At 51.2% G+C, this 16,263-nt stretch carries 22 protein-coding genes; 4 read left to right on the top strand and 18 right to left on the bottom strand.

Features of this window, described 5'->3' with window-relative positions; genetic code table 11:
- Positions 1 to 6 precede the first annotated feature (6 nt).
- From ORD20_RS14220 to ORD20_RS14140, 17 genes are all read right to left on the bottom strand, one after another.
- Positions 7 to 339 (bottom strand): hypothetical protein, encoded by a 333-nt coding sequence (locus ORD20_RS14220; protein ID WP_103375365.1) that lies wholly within the window; start codon positions 337 to 339, stop codon positions 7 to 9.
- A gap of 111 nt (positions 340 to 450) precedes the next feature.
- On the bottom strand, positions 451 to 906 hold the full coding sequence (locus tag ORD20_RS14215; RefSeq protein WP_103375364.1) for a GAF domain-containing protein: 456 nt from the start codon (positions 904 to 906) through the stop codon (positions 451 to 453).
- 16 nt (positions 907 to 922) lie between these two features.
- Positions 923 to 1,300, bottom strand: a complete 378-nt coding sequence (locus ORD20_RS14210; RefSeq protein ID WP_103375363.1) for a DsrE family protein — start codon at positions 1,298 to 1,300, stop codon at positions 923 to 925.
- Positions 1,301 to 1,321: 21 nt separating this feature from the next.
- The gene (locus ORD20_RS14205) at positions 1,322 to 1,576 is read right to left on the bottom strand and encodes a sulfurtransferase TusA family protein (protein ID WP_103375362.1); all 255 of its coding nucleotides are present in this window, start codon (positions 1,574 to 1,576) and stop codon (positions 1,322 to 1,324) included.
- Positions 1,573 to 2,682 carry a lipoate--protein ligase family protein gene (locus tag ORD20_RS14200; RefSeq protein ID WP_207654656.1) on the bottom strand — a complete coding sequence of 370 codons (1,110 nt, stop codon included), beginning with the start codon at positions 2,680 to 2,682 and terminating at the stop codon, positions 1,573 to 1,575. The genes ORD20_RS14205 and ORD20_RS14200 overlap by 4 nt, the downstream gene beginning before the upstream one ends.
- A 2-nt stretch (positions 2,683 to 2,684) precedes the next feature.
- Positions 2,685 to 3,161, bottom strand: coding sequence for a biotin/lipoyl-containing protein (locus ORD20_RS14195; RefSeq protein ID WP_103375361.1), 477 nt, complete (start codon positions 3,159 to 3,161; stop codon positions 2,685 to 2,687).
- Positions 3,162 to 3,212: 51 nt separating this feature from the next.
- The gene (locus ORD20_RS14190; RefSeq protein ID WP_103375360.1) at positions 3,213 to 3,653 is read right to left on the bottom strand and encodes a glycine cleavage system protein H; all 441 of its coding nucleotides are present in this window, start codon (positions 3,651 to 3,653) and stop codon (positions 3,213 to 3,215) included.
- A gap of 50 nt (positions 3,654 to 3,703) precedes the next feature.
- Positions 3,704 to 5,698, bottom strand: a complete 1,995-nt coding sequence (locus ORD20_RS14185) for a (Fe-S)-binding protein (RefSeq protein WP_103375359.1) — start codon at positions 5,696 to 5,698, stop codon at positions 3,704 to 3,706.
- Between the two features lie 4 nt (positions 5,699 to 5,702).
- A complete protein-coding gene (locus tag ORD20_RS14180) occupies positions 5,703 to 6,653 on the bottom strand; it encodes an electron transfer flavoprotein subunit alpha/FixB family protein (RefSeq protein ID WP_103375358.1) in 951 nt (316 codons plus the stop codon).
- 2 nt (positions 6,654 to 6,655) lie between these two features.
- Positions 6,656 to 7,426 (bottom strand): electron transfer flavoprotein subunit beta/FixA family protein, encoded by a 771-nt coding sequence (locus tag ORD20_RS14175; protein WP_103375357.1) that lies wholly within the window; start codon positions 7,424 to 7,426, stop codon positions 6,656 to 6,658.
- Between the two features lie 30 nt (positions 7,427 to 7,456).
- Positions 7,457 to 7,954, bottom strand: coding sequence for a heterodisulfide reductase-related iron-sulfur binding cluster (locus tag ORD20_RS14170; protein ID WP_430626282.1), 498 nt, complete (start codon positions 7,952 to 7,954; stop codon positions 7,457 to 7,459).
- A complete protein-coding gene (locus tag ORD20_RS14165) occupies positions 7,932 to 8,639 on the bottom strand; it encodes a hypothetical protein (RefSeq protein ID WP_146039029.1) in 708 nt (235 codons plus the stop codon). Before ORD20_RS14165 ends, ORD20_RS14170 begins: the two co-directional genes overlap by 23 nt.
- The gene (locus ORD20_RS14160; protein ID WP_430626281.1) at positions 8,639 to 8,851 is read right to left on the bottom strand and encodes a hypothetical protein; all 213 of its coding nucleotides are present in this window, start codon (positions 8,849 to 8,851) and stop codon (positions 8,639 to 8,641) included. Before ORD20_RS14160 ends, ORD20_RS14165 begins: the two co-directional genes overlap by 1 nt.
- On the bottom strand, positions 8,797 to 9,294 hold the full coding sequence (locus tag ORD20_RS14155; protein WP_430626280.1) for a hypothetical protein: 498 nt from the start codon (positions 9,292 to 9,294) through the stop codon (positions 8,797 to 8,799). The genes ORD20_RS14160 and ORD20_RS14155 overlap by 55 nt, the downstream gene beginning before the upstream one ends.
- 23 nt (positions 9,295 to 9,317) lie before the next feature.
- Positions 9,318 to 9,638, bottom strand: coding sequence for a hypothetical protein (locus ORD20_RS14150; RefSeq protein WP_430626279.1), 321 nt, complete (start codon positions 9,636 to 9,638; stop codon positions 9,318 to 9,320).
- Positions 9,639 to 9,672: 34 nt separating this feature from the next.
- Entirely contained in the window at positions 9,673 to 10,359 is a 687-nt protein-coding gene (locus ORD20_RS14145) for a 4Fe-4S dicluster domain-containing protein (RefSeq protein WP_103375354.1), read from the bottom strand.
- A 22-nt stretch (positions 10,360 to 10,381) separates the two neighbouring features.
- A complete protein-coding gene (locus tag ORD20_RS14140) occupies positions 10,382 to 10,849 on the bottom strand; it encodes a DsrE/DsrF/DrsH-like family protein (RefSeq protein ID WP_103375353.1) in 468 nt (155 codons plus the stop codon).
- Positions 10,850 to 11,042: 193 nt separating this feature from the next.
- Between ORD20_RS14140 and ORD20_RS14135 the strand changes: the two genes are divergently transcribed.
- A complete protein-coding gene (locus ORD20_RS14135; RefSeq protein WP_207654652.1) occupies positions 11,043 to 11,420 on the top strand; it encodes a hypothetical protein in 378 nt (125 codons plus the stop codon).
- A gap of 7 nt (positions 11,421 to 11,427) precedes the next feature.
- On the opposite strand, the gene ORD20_RS14130 is transcribed toward ORD20_RS14135, so the two are convergent.
- Entirely contained in the window at positions 11,428 to 12,378 is a 951-nt protein-coding gene (locus tag ORD20_RS14130; protein WP_103375352.1) for a fibronectin type III domain-containing protein, read from the bottom strand.
- Positions 12,379 to 12,636: 258 nt separating this feature from the next.
- On the opposite strand from ORD20_RS14130, the gene cimA reads away from it, so the two are divergent.
- The 3 genes from cimA (at position 12,637) to ORD20_RS14115 (ending at position 16,228) form a co-directional block, all read left to right on the top strand.
- Entirely contained in the window at positions 12,637 to 14,232 is a 1,596-nt protein-coding gene (gene cimA, locus ORD20_RS14125; protein ID WP_103375351.1) for a citramalate synthase, read from the top strand.
- Between the two features lie 27 nt (positions 14,233 to 14,259).
- Positions 14,260 to 15,066 (top strand): ABC transporter ATP-binding protein, encoded by an 807-nt coding sequence (locus ORD20_RS14120; RefSeq protein WP_158246249.1) that lies wholly within the window; start codon positions 14,260 to 14,262, stop codon positions 15,064 to 15,066.
- A gap of 64 nt (positions 15,067 to 15,130) precedes the next feature.
- Positions 15,131 to 16,228 (top strand): ABC transporter ATP-binding protein, encoded by a 1,098-nt coding sequence (locus tag ORD20_RS14115; RefSeq protein WP_430626278.1) that lies wholly within the window; start codon positions 15,131 to 15,133, stop codon positions 16,226 to 16,228.
- Positions 16,229 to 16,263 lie beyond the last annotated feature (35 nt).

Raw genomic sequence — 16,263 nt, 5'->3', positions numbered from 1 at the left:
AAGCGTTTATCGCCACCCTTTGCGCCATGCTTCGTCAACCTTATCATTCCATTCTTTCCACTCGGGGGGCGGTTCCTTTTGGTCGATAAGCCAAATCGCGTACCATAGAGCAGCCCGTAGTTCCTGTTCTGGAACCGCCAAACCTTCAGCTGCCTTAGGAATCCACTCGCTGTCTTCGAGATCACGCAACATCTCGCGCACTGGTCGCAATGACCGTCGGCCGTAGGCCTCCCCTTGCCCATCACGGTGGCCAATTTCCTTAAAGATTACCCATAAGGGGAATTTCGGATTCGTACGCGTAGCCACCCAATAATCGAGTCGTAATTCATTCTCATCCAAAAGTCTTACCTCCCTTTCATTATACCGATTATCGGCTAAAGGCAATGCCAAATGGCCGACCATATCAAAAAACGCGCACGACCCTTTCGTGGGCCATGCGCGTCATCTCTTCTAGCTGAGACGGTCAGCAAATTTTCCCATCCACTCAATGTCCGCTAAATCGAATCCATTTTCTTCGGCTGCTTGACAATCCAGCACCGCATAGAGATGAGTGCCCCGAATAATTGGCCACGCCACCTCACTTTGAGTCCGGGAGACTGCCGGAATATAGCCCGCAAATCGGCTAACCGCGCCGACAATCTGAACGGCCCGTTCTTGGGCACACGACCCTATAACGCCCGAACCCCAAGGAACAACCAACGGTGCGGGATCTCCCCAAAATGGGCCCAGCACTAAATCCTGTCCCGCAAAAGGCGCCCGATAAAATCCAATCCATGTACAATGCGGCCACAAGGATTTCAGTATGGCGACCAAATTCGCCATGATCGCCACGTCATCTGCCTCCGGGACCTCACGCCATTGGTCAAGCTGGGCCAATGCTTCTTGATATGCTGCCGTAGCGTTCATCCTCCTGAGTATTGGCTTAAAAGGTAATCACGACATCCGATTCCAAGGCCATTTCGTTGACCGCACTGCCCCCAACAACCCCTTCATTCTCGATAAGGTCGTCTAATGTGCAGTCATTTAAGTCCAAACTCGGTGCGCAGACATAAAATTTAACGCCGGCATCACGTGCCTGGTCTACAAAAAACTGCAGTTTGGCGCCATCTCCGCCTTCTTTGACGGTTAACTCTTCAGCGACTCCTTTCTTTAGTAAAGCGGTCCCCCGTATCGTGAAAACCATTGACACCTCATGGTCCATCAAAGCTGCGGTCGTTGCCAGAAAAAATGGCGAGGCTGCCCGGTAGGCAACTTCTGGCCCTGTCGTGAGAATGTATAAGTACTTTTTCACATCAGACATGAAAACGCCCCCTTTTTTGGATTATTTGGTGCGGCGAATAAAAAACCGGAAGACTTCACCGTCTTGTTCGGCCGACAACAAATCGTGACCGGTCGATCGTGACCACGCCTTAAAATCGGCCATAGATCCGGGATCCGTGGATAGAATTTCGACAATTTGACCGACCTCTACACTCGTAATGCCTTTTTTCGCGCGAATGACTGGCATTGGACACTTCAATCCTGATGCATCAACTTTCAAATCGGCTTCAATCGGACCATTGGTTATCTCACTCATAATAATCCCCCTTTTAATGTCACTGAATTGGACGGATCATCCGTCACCCGGCGTGTTTGAGCCTCAAGGAAACAAGCCACGATATGCTCTGGTCGCACCCCAGAAATGCTAACAGCATCAAATAATTCCTGGGCTTTGCGCTGAACTGTCTCATGATTAATCGGTTGTCCCTCGAAACTCTTTTCCCACTCAGCAAGTGCCGGACTGTTCCAAGGTGTCAAAAAAAAGTCTCCAGACAGACTCACTTGCTCAAATACACCTTCATTGTCACGATAAATGAATCGCACCAACCCGCCCGGTGCTTTAATGACCCCTTCATACACATAGACGCCTGAACGGATTTTTACACCCGCCTCTATCAACCCATGTTCTGCCCCATAAACAAATGTCGGGCTAAACAATTCGTCCGCTAAGCGTTCCATCTCTTGAACCTCGCCTGCCGTCAATACGCTGGAATGAACAGGTTCTCCCAAGAGGGCCGCAAAACGCTCGACGAGGTCGTCGGTAACACGAGATCTATCGGGTACGCTACGTAATTCTCGTGAAATCGTCGTCATGTAATCCTCAAGACTCTTGACCATTTTATCCCGAAACTTTTCTGAAGGAACCCGCAATACCCGTGCCATCAGGGACATGTTGAAATCCCACATCAGACTTCCCACGACAACAGTCGCAATCCCTATCGTCGAAGCCCCTGTGCCTCCAATTTTTCGAGGTCCCACAACGATATCGTTGACGGGTCGAAATGTCGCTTCAATGCCCATAGCCTGATACGTTGCAATCGGTACCGATAAAACGCGCCGATATAGCTGGTCAATAGTCCCGGATACTTTTGGCAAAATTAAGTGCCAAAATACCTGGCCCTGATCTAAGTATACGGCTCCACCCCCAACCCAACGTCGTCCGACAGGAATGTTATGCTGTTCACAGTAAACGCGATCAATTTCCCGACTCGCCAATTGGTGGTAGCCCACACACACATACGGGCGATTGGGACTCACAGTCACCAGAGTCGGCTCGTCGTTGCTCTTCATACGGTGCGCTAAAGCATGATACACGGCCTGTGACCACCGTGCGTCTACAACTCCTAAATTCACGTAGCGCACCGCTATTCCTCACTCTCTGGACTAAGATCATCGGACGGTGGCACACACCGCATGCACGTTAAACCTTCCGCCCGAAGTTTTTCACGGTAAGCATCGATGGCCTTTGGGCCCGTCATCAAAGTACTCCTCCAAACATCTGAGGACGGTTGCAGTTCGACAATCCATCCTTGCCCATAAGGATCGCGATTGATCTCATTGGGGTCAGTCATCACAATTGGATTCACCGCGACAACCAGACCCTCACACGGTGCCGGAAACGGCCCCACCCATTTCGCCGACTCAATGGTCGCTAGATTTTGCCCTTCCACAACGGTTTTGCCCGTTTTAGCACGCACATGCAACACCTTGCCTGCTCGAGTTTGAGCGGGATCCGTCATGCCCATGCGCAGCTGTCCAGATGGCTGAGGCATTACCCAAACATCCCGTTCCACGTCAAACCAATACACGTCTGGAAACTCGCAGGCAAAAACCTGAGCCATACTCCCCCCCCTTTGTCTGTGCCCAACGCTTCGGACGGGATCTACACGCTGCTACTTGGCGCATTGGATTCCGTCTTGTTCGAGTTTTGCCTGGTACTGGGCGATTCCGTCTGACCCAAACGCCAGAAGCTTAGCATCGTCATCCCAATTTGAGGGCTTAATTTTTAGCAACCATCCCGCGCCATAAGGATCGTCATTAACCAACTGAGGCTGAGACCGGACCGTCTCATTCACCTCGAGAACCTCCCCCGCCACGGGCGTCGGAATGGCTCCCACCCATTTTCCACTCTCCAGCGTCCCACCACTTTTCCCACGGGCAAGCGTTTTACCGCGCGACCGCATATTCACGACAATAATTTTTCCCGCCATGTTTTGAGCCACATCCGTTAACCCCACCAATATGGTTCCGTCATCCTGCGGTTTCGCCCATGTGTGCTTTTCGATCCAATAATATAAATCATCTGGAAGATTACAGCCGTGTACGTCTGACACCCCTAACTCCTCCTTATGCGTTATCAATACCTTCATCCGTCATGAGCTCGTTATTCGGCCATAACCCGGTCTAGCGGTTCATCTAATCCCACCGCCTGCGCCAATAGCTCCGCGACGTCAATCACCTTCATACGCTCTTCACTGCCTGTACTCTGCACTGCTGCCGTAAACATTGACATATCTTTCGGACAAGCCACCACAAAATGATTGACGTCTTGCAATGTCAAAGCTTCACGCATACGAATATTCGCGGGTCTGTCTGTCATACCAACCTCTTCCATCCAAATCCGGCCTCCCCCAGCACCACAACAGAAGCTATTGGCCCCGTGATGAGGCATTTCCACCAATTCCACCCCCATCTTTTCAAGAAGTTGGCGCGGTGCATCAAACACCCGATTCCAGCGACCTAAATAACAAGGGTCATGATACGTGACGCGCAGATTCAAAGGCTCTGGACGTAACCGACCTTGTTCAATTAAATCCAGAAAGGCTTGAGTATAGTGACGTACTGGACGGTCAAATCCTAATTTACCGTACTCGTTGCGCAGCGCATTAAACGAATGCGGGTCCGTCGTAAAGACTTGATTAAACTGCGCTTTCTCGAGGGCTGCCAAATTTTTTTGCGCTAGCGTTTCAAACAATCCATATTCACCCATCCGCAACGCATCATTGCCCGAGTTCACTTCCCCCTCATACAGAATGCCAAAATCAATGCCTGCGCGGTGGAGAAGCCGTGCGACCAACCGTGAGAGATGCTGCATCCTCGGGTCATAAGAAGCAAAGTCACCCACAAACCATAGCCAATCGACGGGTTCTTTGCGCGCATCCTTAATCGTAAAATCCAACCCCTTAGCCCAAGCGGGACGCTTGCGCTGCGGTTGATTAAAGGAATTGCCTTGACGGTCCCATCCCACCAAGACCTTTTGCGTACTTTTATCCACTTCGCCATCCTCAAGCAGCGCTGCCCGCAACCCGGCAATCTTGGGCACATGCTCGATAAATACTGGACAGGCTTCTTGACAAGCGCCACACGTCGTGCAAGACCACAATTCTTCCGCACTCACGACGCCGCCTGCGAGCGGCAGCGGTTCGCCCCCTGCAAGCTCTCGGCGCACCGCATCCCGTAATTCAATGATGACCATCTTTGGGGAGAGGGGCTGTCCGGCGGCATGGGCAGGACATACAGCTTGACATCGCCCGCATTCGGTACAGGTAAAAAGGTCCAAGACATCCTTCCAGTTCATATCCTTGACCGTGCGAATGGCCATGCCCGCATCGGGATCCACAGGCGGTACTAACTCACCATGGGGACGCGTCTTGTGCAAAAAGATACTGGGAACTGCCAAGAAGATATGCAAGTGTTTCGAGGTGGGGAGATATGCCAAAAAGGCAAAGACCATCCCAATGTCAAGGAGATATCCCAGAATGTAACCCACTTCTGCAATCACGGGATGCATCGCCAGCCCCGTACGAATCCACAGTTGCGCCACCGAATACCCTAAGAAGCCCCATGGGTCAAGTCTTGGATGGACATGAAACAACACAGGCGCGGCAAACGGATAGAAGGATTCGTGGAGCACAATCCCAATCATAATGAGGGCAATCATGCCCAAAATGATATAGCCGTCACGCTCATCTGACCCGTGATAACGTTCCGGTTTCAACACCGCACGTTGATAGACGGCTAATATAATGCCAATCAATACCAGCGTTACAAACAAATCGACCACAAAATCCAACGCCGATCCGATGTTGAATCCCGGGACAAATACTTGGCCAATGGCATCGACAATATCAATAAACAAAATCACAAACCCACTAAATATGAAGAAATGCAACACGCCGGAGAGTTTCATGCGCATCAGCCGTTGATGCGCAAACACTTGCCGCATCATAAATCCCAGCCGCTGACCAACGTTGTCAAGACGATCAGTGGGTCGTGCAAGGCGCATGACCCCGATAATCGGGGCCATACGCGAGATAAAAAAGCCTCCAGTTCCCAAGAACATTACAATGGTCAGCGCCATGAGCAAATCACGGCCCATTCCCTCACCCCCCTTTAAGACGTTCGGCTAGCGCCGGCATCAACTCCAACATATCGGCAGTCGTTCCAAAATGCGCAATATCCATAATCGAAGCCGACTCATCCGTGTTAATGGCAATGATCAAGTCGGCATCGCGCATGCCTTGGAGATGTTCGGGAGCTCCGCTGATTCCACACGCCAAATAGAGTTTGGGTTTGACCGTCTGCCCAGACTTTCCCACTTGGCGGGCTTTAGGCAGCCAACCGGCATCGACCACAGGCCGTGAACAGCTGACAACACCCCCTAGAGCCTCAGCCAAGTCTTCCGCCAAGGGCAAATTGTCTGGTCCCTCAATGCCACGGCCCACGCTCACCAAAATATCCGCTTTCGTAATGTCAATATCACTCTGTTCGGGTTCAACCACGCGAAGGACCCGCATAGCTTCCGAGTCTTGGGCCGTCCATTCCTCAATCTCCGGATCTCCCGCTTCATTGTCCGCGGGCCACGACCCAGGAATTACAGTCACGATTGCACCATCCTCTGGGATAGGAACCCGGGCCAAGAGTTTGCCTGCAAACACTTGACTGATGGCTGTTAATCGCCCATCTTGCTCTTCGATGTCAATGCCATACGCAATCAAGGGCGTCTGTGTACGTCCTGCTAACCCAGCACCTAAATCTAATCCCATCGTTGTGTTGGCTATCAACGTTAAATAGGGTTTGACATTCCCAAAAATCTCCGCTAATACCTTCTCGTAAGCATCCGGATTATACAGATCCATGGTCCCCCCACTGGCAATGACAACCTTCGTCACAGCCAGCCGCCGCAAGTCACTGACATGCTGTTTGCCAAATCCCACCGCAACGGTTGTCGTTCCCAACTGAGCCGCCAACGACTTGGCCTTGTTGACGCATTCCTTTGTCGCCTCAGTGATCCCCGCCGCACCATTTTCTACCACAATGAGAATAGGTCCCATTCTTATGCCCTCCTTAGTAAGTTGCGCTCTTCCAAAATGGCCACAATTCGATCGACCACTTCGTCGATATCTCCTTCAATCATTTCTGCATGACCAGCGGCGACGGGGCGAACATATTCCACGCCGGCCAGTCTCGCCTCAGCAACATCCGCTTCGACCTCGTCAATCGTGGCTGACTTCGCCACTTGCCTGACCTTAGCCACGGACGCATATCGCGGAGGTTTACGCGCCGCCTGCACCCCTACCACAATCGGCGTCACCGTTTCTAATTCCGCAACAAGCCCTCCCGCATATTCTTGTCGCAGCTGAAGATGCGACCCGCCCGCGACGCGAACCTCTGTGATTACGGACGCGTGCGGCCAACCTAAAAACCCCGCAACAAGCCCTGGCAACTGGCCATCGACGTCATCAATGGCTTGAACTCCGGAGAGCACTGCGTCAAAATCCCCTCGCCCAAGATAGTCCGCTAGTACGCGCGCCTTTTGCCAATTACTCATGGCCGCATCAAAATCTCCTACGATTTTTACCGCATAGTCAGCGCCTTTCGCCAACGCGGTGAACAGCATCGTGTCCACATCTCCCGTGTCGACCGCAATCACCGTGACCTCCGCGCCAGACTCTTCTTTGATAATCAAAGCCTCTTCTAGCGCTTGGTCATCCCATTCGCTTGGGACATAACTCATCTCGTCAAACAGTAAGGTCCGCGCGTCTTCATCGAGGGCCAACTCTTCTACCAAATCTGGAACCGTCTTCAAAAGCACTGCTAATCGCATATGATGGCCTCCTTTAACTAATATCGTGGGTCAGTGCAGGACCAAAGCCTCGTTCAGCCCCATGCAATACGCCATAAGTTCGGCAATATCCATAACTTGCAACTCTCCATCATGCCCGGTTGACTTCACCGCATCCTCAAATCGCGGTACTTCATAGGGGCAGCTGACGGCTAAAATTTCTGCACCATATTCAATGGCCTCTTTCACGCGCCGTTCCGACAGCCGCTCGCTGGCGTAGTCTCGCGTAAAGCTGTCCATCCACATGCCGCCCCCACCGCCACCACAGCAATAGGACGTCTCTCGACAAGAATAATCTCCTACCGTGTCCACCGGACACACACCCGTACACTTTCCACACTGATAGCAATAACCTAACGACTCAGCGCCAGGAATTTGCGTGATGCTATCTAAAACCGACAAGTCATATTCAGAAATCACGCGCGGCTCAAACATGCGGTTCCATGAACCGTTAAGCTCAACACCATCGACTACTGCAATGTCTAATTCAATTGCTTTTGCCTTTTGCAATGCTATATTCCTCCCATCTCTGAATACCCAAGAGACTCGCAACCACGCGGGGAAATGGAGGGAGCACGCGGGTAAACTCTTCGGTAAGCCGCCACGAGGTCATTGTAAAGAGGTACACCGCATACACCATGGCGAATGCCGTTAAATGCCGATAACGCGGATCAATATCAGGCAGACGTCGCAAACTCTCCATCACATGATTCATAAAATGTCCAGCCTGCACAATTTGCCCATAGAGCGTCTGGGGATCGGCCACAAGACACTCTGGATCGACGAGCACAAGCGGCACCGCCCCGGTTCGACTAGAGGGAAGAAACATCCACCGTGACCACCAGACGAAATCGTCAGGCCACAAGGCCGCCAGCCAAAATGTCGTCCATTCCCATAGCCAAGGGGGAGCTGATATCGACGTCAAGTAGGCTGCCATATTCCCGGGCGTGTGAATAACGCCGTGTTTTAACGTCTCCTTGTGTTGCGTCCAGAGCTGATAGCCCCCCTCATTCAACCGTCTCGTGCCCGGGACCACCAAAAGATTGCGCATGTCGTCGGCCAGAACATCAGAAGCATCGCCTAAACGCACCGTCATGACCCTATTCCAGCGTTCGATATCTTCCGCCGTCACAAAACCTTCTGCCTTATCTAAAAAATCTCCAACCGCTTCCGCATCAATAACTAGAGCGCTCATCACACCTCCTCTAACGCCATGCGGTTTAACATCCCCACAGCCTTGGCAGCTGCCGCGCCTCCCATTGAAACGGTATCCTCAATATCCTTGGGCCCAGCCGCAGCTCCCGCCACAAAGATTCCTGGGATAGGCGTGGTAACGGTATCTAAGGGGCCTCCTACCGTTTGCAGAAACCCATGACTTTCGCGGGGAAGATTAAAAATCTTTGCCATTCTCGTTCAGGCGCCTCCCCATTTGATGGCCGAACGATGGCACCACTCTTAAACATCCGCTCCGCATCGACCAAAGTAATCACATCATCATATTCGTAATAACCGTACATCTGCGTTTCACGGCCGGGATCAAAGTGCTGAAAGCCCGTGGCAACAATGATGGACCCTACTTCCACCACGGTTTGTGTCGAATCCTCACTTTCTAAAGTGACATGAAACGCCCCAACTTCTCCTTCGCTTTTGACAACCCGTGTATTGAGGCGCAAATCAATTGCAGGATTTTGATGAATGCCCCGTACAATATGGCCCATGGCTTCTTCCGTTTCTTGCAAGTCCGGCGTTAATGTCGCGTAGGAGGAATACGGCGTACCGCCTATCTCCCCTTTGGCCTCCACCAAAATGGCTTTTTTACCGAGGTCGGCCACGGCCCGCGCCGCCTCCATCCCCCCAGGGCCCGCCCCGACAATTAATACTGTTTCCGTGTGTAATCATAGCCCAATATGCGGTTGAGCCAGAAAATCGATGTGGAGTAGCCGGGAATGTGTCCGCATTGACCACAGCTTTTATGGTGCCATGTGTGTTCTAACGGAATCTTTTTCATTCTCCCAAACTTCGTTGGTGCTAGGTAATATGGCTCCGGGACAGGTTGAACAATCCACTCCCCTTCGCGACCTAATTCCCATATGGCTTCACGCAAGTCCTCGTCGCGTACGGTCTCAGGGTCTCTCTCAAAGACTTTGGACGTCTCAACCTTGGTACCAGTGATCGGCAAATTCAACGGTTCCATGTGTTCCCTCCTCTTTTAGACCTCCAACGGCCCCCTAGTCAACCTGCAATCCGCTCTCTTCCAGCGCATCATCCATAATCTCCTCCATAATGTCGTGCAGCCCTTCATCAACTAGGCTAATCATGTCCAAAGTCCCCGTCATTTTCCAAATCGCGTATAACTCGTGCATGGTTCGTTCTTCCACCTGCCACGAGAGCCCTGTCGTATGCAGCGTTTCCGGCGGCAACGCCCGGCGCCACACGTCCAAATTTTCCGAAACTTTTTTCACTTGGGGTCCCCAATCAGGAAACGCATCCTCTTGCAACATGTCTGGCGACACCTGAGTACCTGTCGTCATGATCTTGTAGATAATTCGGGTGTATCCCGCGAGCGCTTCTTTCATGGAACGCAGCCCATTATTTACGGCAACTTCGCGCATGACCGTGATCAGACCACCAGGGCTGTTTTGGCGCGGACATCGATTGCAAGAAAAGCATTGCGAACAATTCCAAATATCGTCATTAAGCTGTTCGTAAAACAATTCCACATCTTCGCGCGCCAACGTTTGAGTAATCTTGCGTGGGGAAAAGTCATAAAAACGCGCCGAAGGGCAAGCAGCAACACAAATTCCGCATTCGTAGCACCCGTATAAATAAGTCTCAAACCGGGGATCCGCCTTAACCTCGTCGAATAGTCTCTGTTTTTCCTCTAGCGCGACTTCTTTATATAGATTTGACGGCATTAACCCACCTCCTTCGCAGCACTCAAACGAAGAGACTGATTTTGGCGTCGCGAGCAAAATCTAGAAAGGTTGCCGCTCCCACCACATCCTCTACTTCAGGCACTAAATCCTCGCGCTTCACACCTAAAACATCCATAGACATTTGACACGCCACCAAATGGACCCCCAATTCTGCCGATTCTGTAAGAAACTCCCGAATAGACATGACATTGGAGCTAGCAAATTGGCTTCGCATCATAGACGACACCACCTTAGTGCCAAAGGGGACAACTCCAGCTACACGGGCCATTGCCGGCATGCCAGGATTTCCTGCAATAGACACCGTCAAATTGTCAATTTTCTCTTTATTGATAACATCGAGACCCCAAAACGTAAAAAACAACATGCACTCCATATCCAAGGCCGCCGCTGCCGTTGCCAAAATAAACGGCGGATAAGCCATATCCAAGCTGCCTTTTGACACAATAATCGCCAACCGATCTTGCGCCATAATCTCCCCCTCTTTTAACCACGCCTATTTGACTAGTACTTTAGTCTAGTTTCATGATATATTGTTTAAGTGAAAAATACAACCAACTTTATATTTTGTGAATACAATAACTTTGTTGATATACTTCAGACGATTTAAGGTACACTGTAGTTCTTTTTGACTCACACTATATTACGGGGAGGCTTAACTGACGATGACAACAACGTACACCACCGCACTATCCTTTTTAGATCAGTGGTATCCGGGGATGGGCAAGACATTAATAGAGGTCAACGCAGCCTTGCGCAACATCAATCGAGGAAAAATGGACTTTCTTCCTTATACTCAGCCCACCGAAAACTTTACCTGGTACATGGAAGCTGTCCTCACCCCACAAGGCGAGAACAACCCCCCCGCCATTGGCCATTGGCAACTGCGTTTGCGGGCGACTGATGACACATTCGATATCGTCCTTCAAGGTAAGAGTCAAGAGGGAAATGAACGGGGATTAATCATATTTCGCGCCCCTTCCCCAGAACGCGAAGCCGCGCTCACCTCCAACCAGAAGGCGAGCGCGGAAAACGTCTTATAATGAGGGCCTAAGGGGCTACGAAGGATACCTCTTGGCCCGAAGCCGTCGTGAAAGCTACGGCTTGGGCATAGCGGTTCATCAGCAAGGCCGATGGTGGTATCTCGGGATCTTGAGCGTCTACCAATTGGTCGAACCAGCGACCACCCCGAAACCACAACGCAATATCTTGTGGCGTAGAATCGCCGACCGACAGCGCACTAGCCACCGGGAATTTCCCTATCAACTGGGAAATTCCCTTTTGTGGCAAAACGTGCAGCGCTTGTCCATCCACCGTCCATGTGGTCCATCTCTTTGTCAGCCATGTGGAGGACGTAGCGCTAGAGGGAAATACGTAGTCACTATACCACTGGGCATTCACATGCCACGCCAGGGGTTGCGTACTCTGTTGGCGAGACGCTAGCAATCCCCATGCACTCTGCTCCCACTTCGTAGCCCGCGTCACAACAGCCGATCGTTGAGCTAGAGCAACAGCAGCGGAAATCGGCAGATAAGTGCGGCACGTCGCCGCAGGGCTGACAGGTCCTTGCCCCGCAGCATTGACGGGAACAACCCAATAGGTATATGACGTATTGGGTTTCACGGAAGCATCAACAAAACTGATGGAAACGGCAACATGGCTCACTTGGCCCACCTCTATCGCTTGCGGATAGCTTTGTGAACCTTGAGCCCGGTACACAACATAAGCCGCAGCGCCTTTTACAGCCGGCCACTTCACGGTCACATGTCGCGCTCCCCACGTCAAGCTGAGACGAGACGGGGCCTTCTCCGGAGGTTCTTGGGGTATGGACGCTTGCTGATGGGCGAGAGCTTTTTGCGCCGCATCTAATTGGCTTAGCACTGGACGAACCTGACCCACATCCGCCATCCATCCAGCTAAATATGAGACAGGAACCATCATTGCAACCCCTAAAATTGCGAGCACCCGCCAAAATCGCCGTCTCTTGCCAGAATTGTCCATTATGATTCCCCCTACCTTTGCCAGGCGTAGACAAATACTATCAAATGGAATCAGTATACTACACGGCATCCTGTCATAAAGGCTCAATACTTCGACCGCAAAAGAAAACAACAGGACGTCCATAACCGCGAATAACACTCGGCAGAGTATCCAGAAAGCTTTGATTCTCATGCATAAATGAGATAAAATTTACGGAACCAGCATAAATTGTTATGGCTTGGCCTGAGCTGGCCATTCGCAAGCAACCTTGAGGAAGTGATGAGTGTACTGATGACAAACCGTATCCAACTATATGACACCACCCTCCGCGATGGGACCCAAAGACGCGGCATCAGCCTTTCGGTCGAGGACAAATTGCAAATTGCCCAGCTGCTTGATGAATTCGGGTTCGACTATGTCGAAGGCGGGTGGCCCGCTTCCAATCCCAAAGACACAATGTTTTTCCAATTGGCCAAAACCCGACTCACCCAAGCTAAGCTTACGGCCTTTGGCAGTACCCGAAGGCGCGGTGTGTTTGTGGAAGACGACGCAAATCTCCGTGCCATTCTTGATGCACAGTGTCCTGTCGCGACATTATTCGGAAAATCATCGGTTTTCCAAGCCACACAAATTCTCGGACTGTCTCTCCAAGATAATCTGGAAATGGTTGAGGAATCGATTCAATTCCTACGCCAACATGATTTAGAAGTCATCTTTGACGCCGAACATTTTTTTGATGGCTGCAAATCCGATGTCGATTACGCGCTGCAGGTGTTGCGAGCAGCTGAAGCTGGTGGCGCGCAGTGGATTGTCTTATGCGATACCAACGGCGGGTCGCTTCCTCATGAAATCACTGAATATGTGGAACTTGCACGCCGTGCAGTCTCCGTGCCCCTTGGCATTCATGCGCATAATGACAGCGGATTAGCCGTGGCCAACTCGCTGGCCGCCGTTATCGGAGGGGCCACTATGGTCCAAGGAACGATTAATGGTTATGGTGAGCGTTGCGGCAATGCTAACTTATGCACTATTTGGCCCAATCTTGTGTATAAAATGAATAGACAAGCAGGCCGCGAACTAATGCTGAAGGAATTGACACGTCTTTCCCGCACCGTGGCTGAAATTGCCAATCTAATGCCTGATGACTCCGCACCGTTTGTTGGCGACAATGCTTTTACGCACAAAGCCGGTGTGCACGTGGGAGCCGTCCGCGAATTTCCGGAAGCCTACGAACATGTTCATCCAGAATCCGTTGGACAGAGCCGGCGCATCCTCGTGTCCGAACTGGCCGGCAAATCGAATCTGCTTTATAACTTTCACAACCTTGATGCTTCTTCGGAAACCGTTACAGAATTGGTACAAACGGTGAAAAAGCTGGAAGCACGGGGTTATCAATACGAAGACGCGCCATCATCCATGAAATTACTCGTTGAACGCTCACTAGGAAACGTCCCTTCCTATTTTGAAGTAGATCGGTTTCATGCGTCCGTCACAAAGGACCAGCGTATGATTTCTGAAGCCACCGTACGCATTATTATTGGTAACGAACATTTCGTCGAAGTCGGAGAAGGCGACGGTCCCGTGAACTCTCTAGACGTGGCCTTACGCAAGGCTCTTAGCCAGATCTATCCCATTATCGAAGGGTTGCGGCTAAAAGACTATAAAGTGCGCGTATTGGATGGACGCGATGGCACGGGTGCATTGGTCCGTGTATGGATTCGTTCAGAGTTCCGCGACGAAACCATTCAAACTGTTGGGGTTTCGCGCAACATCCTCGAAGCCTCATGGCAAGCTTTGCTAGATTCGGTAGACTATGCCCTTTGGGTTTCTCATACCGTTCCCGCTCACCTAGGTAAGCAAAGCCAGCCCTTGTAGAATCAGGTCATAAAGGAGTGTAAACCTTTGCCAGCCATTGTCGAATTGCAACATGTCCATTTGTCTCGCAATAATGAACCGCTCTTGCACGATATTTCTTGGCGCATTGAGCCGGGACAAAATTGGGCATTAATGGGAGCCAATGGCTCAGGAAAGAGTACCTTACTCAATATCATTACGGGCTACTTATGGCCGTCATCAGGCGATGTCCGCGTCATGGGACATGCATTTGGACAGGTGGACTTGCGCGAATTACGTAAGTCCATTGGATGGGTTAGCATATCCCTAGGCGATTGGTTTTATAGCCATCATGGAGATAACACGGTCCTCCAAGTCACCGTAACAGGTGAAGATGCCTCTATTGGAGCCCCGTTCAAAGGAATGCGTCCCGAGCAACGGGACAAAGCGCTGGAAGCGTTAAAAGCCGTGCATATGGTAGATAAAGCGGACCGTCCCTTTCGCGTTCTGTCCCAAGGCGAACGCCAACGCGTCTTAGTCGCTCGGGCGTACATGGCAAATTTTCAACTGTTGATTCTTGACGAACCATGTACAGGACTCGATATTCCTTCCCGCGAAGTGTTGCTCCAAGGGGTTGCGCAATTGACGCAACGCGCGCAATCCTCCGTCATCTACGTCACGCACCATGTCGAAGAACTCGTCGCAGGTTTCACCCATGGCTTGCTTCTCGACAAAGGGCGAATTTTAAAATCCGGCACCCTATCGACGGTTGTGACAAACGATGCGCTTTCTACTGCCTTTCAGGTGCCAATTGAAGTACAATGGGATCATGGACGGCCATGGGCAAGAGTTGTGGGAGAAACGCGGGTTGGATAATGTTGTCGACAATGTGGTCATTAACTAGAAGCCGTTCTGACATCATCAACAAAGGGGCATTTATATGGCGAGTGTAGTTCTACAGCATGTGACGAAACGCTATGGCAACGTGGAAGCGGTCCACGATGTCAATCTCGATATTCGTGACCAAGAGTTTTTAGTATTTTTAGGTCCATCCGGCTGTGGCAAAACGACAACATTGCGCATGGTCGCCGGGCTAGAAGAATTGTCTGGTGGTGACATTTTCATTGGCGACGAAAATGTCAGCCAAAAACCGCCTAAAGACCGCGATATTGCTATGGTCTTTCAAAACTACGCACTTTATCCCCACATGACCGTGTATGAAAACATGGCTTTTGGCTTAAAGTTGCGTAAGACGCCAAAGAGCGAAATCGACCGGCGGGTGAAGGAAGCGGCGGAAATTTTAGGTTTGGGCCAACTGCTCTCACGTAAACCGAAGGAACTTTCTGGTGGCCAACGCCAGCGCGTTGCTCTTGGACGAGCAATTGTTCGAGAACCCAAGGCCTTTTTGATGGATGAACCGCTCTCAAACCTAGATGCCAAATTACGTACGCAAACGCGTGTTGAACTAAAAAATCTTCACCGCCGTCTGGGCGCCACGATTATCTACGTGACCCACGATCAAACAGAGGCCATGACGATGGGCACGCGCATTGTTGTTATGCGCGATGGAGTCGTTCAGCAAGTAGACACACCCGATGGGATATACAACAATCCTGCCAATCAATTTGTCGCCACCTTCGTCGGAACCCCAGCGATGAACCTTGTTAAGGGGGCCGTCATATCCCAGGGCGATACGGCCTCATTACAAATCGGGTCTCAGACCATCGAGTTGCCTGGGCGCATTCGCCAAACCCTGTCACGCCTTAACTCCAATGCATTAACGCTAGGGGTGCGTCCCGAGGACATTTTCTTAGGCGAAGGTCGCGCCGATGAACCTGCTCTCAATGCAACGGTGCAAGTCATTGAACCCATGGGCCACGAGCATATCGTCTATCTAGCGGTAGAAGGTCAACCCATCGTTGCCCGAACAGACAATGCATGGCAAGGCCGTGTCGGAGATGTTGTCCGCATGAAATTAAATCCCCAGCGACTCCATGCCTTTGATCCACAGACTGAAGCGTCCCTTCTTTATTCATGAGAATGGATTTCGGCATAAAAGCCGCCCTTTTAGGG

Origin of the sequence: Sulfobacillus thermotolerans, assembly GCF_039623705.1 — a bacterium.
Classification (GTDB): domain Bacteria; phylum Bacillota; class Sulfobacillia; order Sulfobacillales; family Sulfobacillaceae; genus Sulfobacillus; species Sulfobacillus thermotolerans.
This window is presented reverse-complemented; position numbering and strand designations above follow the sequence as displayed.

Excerpts from the sequence above, each read along its gene's own strand:
- ORD20_RS14140 (WP_103375353.1), bottom strand. The coding sequence starts at position 10,849 with ATGGCGCAAGATCGGTTGGCGATTATTGTGTCAAAAGGCAGCTTGGAT.
- ORD20_RS14210 (WP_103375363.1), bottom strand. The coding sequence starts at position 1,300 with ATGTCTGATGTGAAAAAGTACTTATACATTCTCACGACAGGGCCAGAA.
- ORD20_RS14150 (WP_430626279.1), bottom strand. The coding sequence starts at position 9,638 with ATGGAACCGTTGAATTTGCCGATCACTGGTACCAAGGTTGAGACGTCC.
- ORD20_RS14135 (WP_207654652.1), top strand. The coding sequence starts at position 11,043 with ATGACAACAACGTACACCACCGCACTATCCTTTTTAGATCAGTGGTAT.
- ORD20_RS14180 (WP_103375358.1), bottom strand. The coding sequence starts at position 6,653 with ATGGGACCTATTCTCATTGTGGTAGAAAATGGTGCGGCGGGGATCACT.
- ORD20_RS14115 (WP_430626278.1), top strand. The coding sequence starts at position 15,131 with ATGGCGAGTGTAGTTCTACAGCATGTGACGAAACGCTATGGCAACGTG.
- cimA (WP_103375351.1), top strand. The coding sequence starts at position 12,637 with ATGAGTGTACTGATGACAAACCGTATCCAACTATATGACACCACCCTC.
- ORD20_RS14165 (WP_146039029.1), bottom strand. The coding sequence starts at position 8,639 with ATGAGCGCTCTAGTTATTGATGCGGAAGCGGTTGGAGATTTTTTAGAT.
- ORD20_RS14160 (WP_430626281.1), bottom strand. The coding sequence starts at position 8,851 with ATGGCAAAGATTTTTAATCTTCCCCGCGAAAGTCATGGGTTTCTGCAA.
- ORD20_RS14215 (WP_103375364.1), bottom strand. The coding sequence starts at position 906 with ATGAACGCTACGGCAGCATATCAAGAAGCATTGGCCCAGCTTGACCAA.
- ORD20_RS14205 (WP_103375362.1), bottom strand. The coding sequence starts at position 1,576 with ATGAGTGAGATAACCAATGGTCCGATTGAAGCCGATTTGAAAGTTGAT.
- ORD20_RS14155 (WP_430626280.1), bottom strand. The coding sequence starts at position 9,294 with ATGGAGGCGGCGCGGGCCGTGGCCGACCTCGGTAAAAAAGCCATTTTG.
- ORD20_RS14195 (WP_103375361.1), bottom strand. The coding sequence starts at position 3,161 with ATGGCTCAGGTTTTTGCCTGCGAGTTTCCAGACGTGTATTGGTTTGAC.
- ORD20_RS14175 (WP_103375357.1), bottom strand. The coding sequence starts at position 7,426 with ATGCGATTAGCAGTGCTTTTGAAGACGGTTCCAGATTTGGTAGAAGAG.
- ORD20_RS14130 (WP_103375352.1), bottom strand. The coding sequence starts at position 12,378 with ATGGACAATTCTGGCAAGAGACGGCGATTTTGGCGGGTGCTCGCAATT.
- ORD20_RS14145 (WP_103375354.1), bottom strand. The coding sequence starts at position 10,359 with ATGCCGTCAAATCTATATAAAGAAGTCGCGCTAGAGGAAAAACAGAGA.
- ORD20_RS14185 (WP_103375359.1), bottom strand. The coding sequence starts at position 5,698 with ATGGGCCGTGATTTGCTCATGGCGCTGACCATTGTAATGTTCTTGGGA.